Raw genomic sequence first — 4,749 nt, 5'->3', positions numbered from 1 at the left:
CCAAGAGCCTGAGCAAGCTGCTCAGCCTCGGTGCGCAGCGCGGCCAGACCCTGGAACTGGTGGCTGAACCCACCATTGCAGACGACGCCCTGCCAGCGCTGCTGAAGGCCATTGAAGAAGGTCTGGGCGAAGAAGTGGAGCCGCTGCCAGCGGTCACCGAAGCGGCGCCGCAGCAGGCACCGGTCGCCAAGGCGCCCAAGGCCAAGCCGCAGGCACCGCGCACCGGGGCCCAGGTCCAGGGCGTCGCCGCTGCCCCCGGCATCGCCATGGGGCCGGCGCACATCCAGGTGCTGCACGATTTCGAATATCCCCAGCTCGGTGAATCCGTGGCGCTCGAACGCGAGCGTCTGCAGGCCGCCCTGGGCCAGGTCCGCCAGGACATCGAAGGGCTGATCCAGCGGGCTCAGGCGCAGGCCATCCGCGAGATCTTCGTCACTCACCAGGAAATGCTCGACGACCCGGCGCTGACCGATGAAGTCGCCGCGCGTCTGCAGCAGGGCGAAAGTGCTGCCGCAGCCTGGAACACGGTGATCGAGGCTGCCGCAGTGCAGCAGGAAGCGCTGCAGGATGCCCTGCTGGCCGAGCGCGCAGCTGATCTGCGCGACATCGGTCGACGCGTGCTGGCACAACTGTGCGGCGTACCGACGCTGGAAGAGCCCAAGGAAGCCTACATTCTGGTGATGGACGAGGTCGGTCCTTCCGATGTGGCCCGTCTTGACCCGGCTCGTGTGGCCGGGATTCTCACCGCGCGCGGTGGCGCCACGGCGCACAGCGCCATCGTCGCGCGTGCTCTGGGCATTCCGGCCGTGGTCGGCGCAGGCGAAGGCGTGTTGCAGATCGCTGCCGGTACGGCGCTGCTGATCGACGGTCAGCGCGGGCTGTTGACCGTGGCTCCGGCGCCCGAGGTGCTGGAACGTGCCCTGGCCGACCGTGATCGCCGCGAGCAGCGCCTGCAGGCCGCGGCCGAGCGACGCATGGAAAGCGCGGTGACCCTCGACGGGCACGCCGTGGAAGTATTTGCCAACATCGGCGAAAGCGCCGGTGTTGCCAAGGCCGTGGAGCAGGGCGCCGAGGGCGTTGGCCTGCTGCGCACCGAGCTGATTTTCATGGCCCATTCGCAAGCCCCGGATGAGGCCGTGCAGGAAGCCGAGTACCGCCGTGTGCTCGATGGCCTGCGAGGTCGACCACTGGTGGTACGCACCCTCGATGTGGGCGGCGACAAGCCGTTGCCGTACTGGCCGATCGACAAGGAAGAGAACCCGTTCCTGGGTGTGCGCGGCATTCGCCTCACGCTGCAGCGCCCCGACGTGATGGAAGGCCAGCTGCGCGCATTGCTGCGCGCCGCCGACAATCGTCCGTTGCGGATCATGTTCCCCATGGTCGGCAGCGTCGAGGAGTGGCGCCAGGCCAAGGACATGACCGAGCGCGTGCGTCGCGAGATTCCGGTCAAGGATCTGCAACTGGGCATCATGATCGAAGTGCCGTCGGCGGCCTTGCTGGCTCCGGTACTGGCCCGCGAGGTCGACTTTTTCAGCATCGGCACCAACGACCTGACCCAGTACACCCTGGCCATCGACCGTGGCCACCCAACCTTGTCGGCCCAGGCCGATGGTCTGCACCCGGCCGTACTGCAATTGATCGACATCACCGTGCGTGCAGCCCATGACTACGGCAAATGGGTCGGCGTCTGTGGTGAGCTGGCAGCCGACCCGTTGGCCGTGCCGTTGCTGGTCGGCCTGGGTGTGGACGAATTGAGTGTCTCGGCGCGCAGCATTGCCGAGGTCAAGGCGGGGGTGCGCGAGTTGACGCTCAGCCACGCGCAACAATTGGCCCGGCATGCGCTCGGGTTGGGCACCGCCACGCAGGTGCGTGCCCTGGTGGAGAAATCTTGATGGCACGCATCCTGACCCTGACGCTCAATCCGGCGTTGGACCTGACCGTGGAGATCGACGGCCTGGAACTGGGCGAAGTCAATCGCAGCAATGCCCTGCACCGTCACGCAGCCGGCAAGGGCCTCAATGTCGCCCAAGTGCTGGCCGACCTCGGCCATCAGGTGACCGTGAGTGGTTTTCTCGGCGATGCCAATGCGCAGCCGTTCGAGGCGCTGTTCGCGCAGCGCGGTTTTACCGATGCGTTCATTCGCGTGCCGGGTGAGACGCGCAGCAACATCAAACTGGCCGAGCGCAGTGGCCGTGTCACCGACGTCAACGGTCCGGGTCCGGTGGTCGACGATCAGGCCCAGGCGGCGCTGCTGGCTCGTCTGCAGGACATCGCGCCGGGGCACGATGCGGTGGTGGTCGCCGGCAGCTTGCCGCGTGGGGTGAATCCGCAGTGGTTCCAGGCGCTGCTCGAAACGCTTGCGCGCATGGACCTGAAAGTGGCGCTCGACACCAGTGGCGCGGCCCTGCGCGCCGGCTTGCTGACCCGTCCATGGCTGGTCAAGCCCAATACCCATGAGCTCACCGAGGTGCTTGGCAGCTCGGTGGAAACGCCTGCCGAGCAGTCCGCTGCGGCCCAGCGCCTGTTGGCCGACGGGGTCGGCAACGTGGTGATTTCCCAAGGCGAGCGCGGCGTCAATTGGTTCGCGGCCGACCTGGCCTTGCAGGCCTTGCCGCCCACCGTCGACGTGGCCAGTACCGTAGGTGCCGGGGACTCGTTGCTGGCCGGGCTGGTACACGGTCTGCTCAGCGAACGGACGCCGGAACACAGCCTGCGCACGGCCACCGCGATCGCCGCCATGGCGGTGACGCAGATCGGCTTCGGAATCAGTGATGCCGCGCACCTGTCGCGGCTTGAAAGCGGCGTCAGTGTACGTCCGCTGACAGAACAATAAGAGGGTTGAAGATGAAACTAGCTATTGTCACCGCGTGCCCCAGCGGGCGGGTGTCCAGCGTCTTGAGCGCACGTCTGCTCGACGCGGCGGCCCGTCGCCAGGGCTGGAGCACCAGCGTTGAAGTGTTCGACCCGCAAAACCCCGAGCAGCGTCTGACCGCGGCTGATATCGAAGCTGCGGATTGGGTGCTGGTGGTCAACACCGGTGCCATGGACCTGAGCCGTTTTGTCGGCAAGCGTCTGTTTCAGAGCAGCCCGGCCCACGCCCTGCAGGATGTCGACGGCTTTCTGCGGCAGGCTGCCGAACAGGCCAAACCCTACGCAGCCGCGCCGGCGGCAGCCGCAACGGCGTCGCGTGCACCGCGTCTGGTGGCGGTAACCGCCTGCCCGACCGGGGTGGCGCACACCTTCATGGCGGCCGAAGCGTTGCAGCAGGGCGCCAAGCAGTTGGGCTACGAGTTGCAGGTGGAAACCCAGGGTTCGGTGGGCGCGCGCAACCCGTTGAGCGTACAGGCCATCGACGAGGCCGACGTGGTGTTGCTGGCCGCCGATATCGAAGTGGCCACCGAGCGTTTTGCCGGCAAGAAGATCTATCGCTGCGGCACCGGCATTGCCCTGAAACAGGCTCAAGCGACCCTCAACAAAGCGCTGGCCGAAGGTGAGGTGGAATCCACCGGCAGCGCCGCCGGTGCACCCAAGAAGCAGGAAAAGACCGGTGTCTACAAGCACCTGTTGACCGGTGTGTCGTTCATGCTGCCGATGGTGGTGGCGGGTGGCTTGCTGATCGCGCTGTCGTTCGTGTTCGGTATCGAGGCGTTCAAGGAGCCCGGCACCTTGCCGGCCGCCCTGATGCAGATCGGTGGCGAAGCCGCGTTCAAGCTGATGGTGCCGTTGCTGGCGGGCTACATCGCCTATTCGATCGCCGACCGTCCGGGGCTTGCGCCGGGCATGATCGGCGGCTTGCTGGCGAGCACCTTGGGTGCCGGCTTCATCGGTGGTATCGCGGCGGGTTTCATTGCCGGTTACGCGGCCAAGGCGATCAACCGCTATGCGAAGCTGCCGGCCAGTCTGGAAGCCTTGAAGCCGATCCTGATCATTCCCCTGCTGGCCAGTTTGTTCACAGGCCTGGTGATGATCTATGTCGTCGGCAAGCCGGTGGCTGGAATGCTGGCAGGTCTGACGACTTTCCTCGACAGCATGGGCACCACCAACGCGTTGCTGCTCGGGGTGCTGCTGGGCGCGATGATGTGCGTCGACCTGGGCGGGCCGATCAACAAGGCGGCGTATGCGTTTTCGGTGGGGCTGCTGGCGTCGCAGAGCTATGCGCCGATGGCCGCAACCATGGCGGCGGGCATGGTGCCGCCGATCGGTCTGGGGCTGGCGACCTTCTTCGCCCGGCGCAAATTCGCCCAGACCGAGCGCGAGGCAGGCAAGGCGGCGTTGGTGCTGGGGTTGTGCTTCATTTCCGAGGGCGCCATCCCGTTCGCCGCCAAGGACCCATTGCGGGTCATTCCGGCGAGCATTGTCGGTGGGGCCTTGACCGGTGCATTGTCGATGTACTTCGGCTGCAAGCTGATGGCGCCGCACGGTGGCTTGTTCGTGCTGCTGATTCCGAACGCGATCAACCATGCCTTGTTGTATCTGATGGCCATCGTCGCCGGTGCCCTGTTGACCGCGGTCGTGTATGCCGTGATCAAAAAGCCCGAGACCCAGGAAATCGCCGTAGAACCGGCCAAAGCCTGACCCTGTAGCAGCGGCGCAAGCCGCGTCCGGCCTCATCGCGGCCTTCCAGATACACCGCATGCACCGCCGACGCGGCTCGCGCCGCTGCTACAGAAACACTGCGATCCCCTGTCGCAGCGGTGCAAGCCGCGTCCGGCCTTGACGCGGTTTTTCAGATACACCGCACGCACCGCC

General features: G+C 66.2%; 3 protein-coding genes. All 3 read left to right on the top strand.

Annotation, left to right across the window (positions count from 1 at the left end; genetic code table 11):
- A partial coding sequence (gene ptsP, locus B2V21_RS16460; RefSeq protein WP_286917420.1) for a phosphoenolpyruvate--protein phosphotransferase occupies positions 1-1,892 on the top strand: 1,892 nt, incomplete at its 5' end.
- Positions 1,892-2,833: a 1-phosphofructokinase gene (gene pfkB, locus B2V21_RS16455; RefSeq protein ID WP_286917419.1), complete on the top strand. Its 942-nt coding sequence runs from the start codon at positions 1,892-1,894 to the stop codon at positions 2,831-2,833. The genes ptsP and pfkB, both read left to right, overlap by 1 nt.
- An 11-nt stretch (positions 2,834-2,844) precedes the next feature.
- Positions 2,845-4,575 carry a PTS fructose-like transporter subunit IIB gene (locus B2V21_RS16450; RefSeq protein ID WP_056844124.1) on the top strand — a complete coding sequence of 577 codons (1,731 nt, stop codon included), beginning with the start codon at positions 2,845-2,847 and terminating at the stop codon, positions 4,573-4,575.
- Positions 4,576-4,749 lie beyond the last annotated feature (174 nt).

The sequence above is a fragment of the Pseudomonas sp. UBA6276 genome, from assembly GCF_002438365.1.
Taxonomy (GTDB): domain Bacteria; phylum Pseudomonadota; class Gammaproteobacteria; order Pseudomonadales; family Pseudomonadaceae; genus Aquipseudomonas; species Aquipseudomonas coleopterorum.
The sequence above is the reverse complement of the archived record's forward strand: the minus strand, read 5'-3'. Positions and strand labels throughout refer to the sequence as shown.